Origin of the sequence: Burkholderia sp. Ax-1724 (assembly GCF_011752995.1) — a bacterium.
Taxonomy (GTDB): domain Bacteria; phylum Pseudomonadota; class Gammaproteobacteria; order Burkholderiales; family Burkholderiaceae; genus Paraburkholderia.
Genome location: NZ_VWWL01000066.1, coordinates 1 through 547, shown reverse-complemented (window position 1 = coordinate 547; position 547 = coordinate 1). Strand labels below are relative to the sequence as shown.

The following is a 547-nucleotide window of genomic DNA, read 5'->3' as shown; positions in this document are numbered from 1 at the left end:
CCCAATGCTGGTGATGCAGCGTCCACGGCACATTGCCGCCCAGCAGCTTCTGCTCGATGCCGACCATCAGCGTGCCGAGGTACAGGCCCTTGCTCATCCACTGCTTGAAGTTGCGTGCGCGATACAGTTCGGTATGAAGCCATGAGGTCTTGAAGGCTTCCGGATACGCAGTCAGTTCGTCAGCCTGGCGACCGGCCTGCACGGCATCGAATGCGGCGTCGGCGGCGAGCATGCCGGTCTTGATCGCCGCGTGCGAACCCTTGATACGCGAGACGTTCAGGAAACCCGCATCATCGCCGACCAGCGCACCGCCTGGGAACACCAGCTTCGGCAGCGACATCAGGCCGCCCGCCGTAATCGCCCGCGCACCGTACGACACGCGCTTGCCGCCTTCGAGAATCGCGCGGATCGCCGGGTGCGTCTTGTAGCGCTGGAATTCCTCGAACGGCGACAGATACGGATTCGAATAGCCAAGACCAACGACGAAGCCGACCACGATCTGGTTGTTGTCCAGGTGATAAAGGAACGAGCCGCCGTACGTATCGTT

The 547-nt window shown here is 61.8% G+C and carries 1 protein-coding gene; it reads right to left on the bottom strand.

Translation table 11 applies throughout. From position 1 onward, the window contains the following. Positions 1 to 547: NAD(P)/FAD-dependent oxidoreductase (locus F3J19_RS32320; protein ID WP_167050553.1), on the bottom strand; the 547-nt coding region annotated here is incomplete at both ends.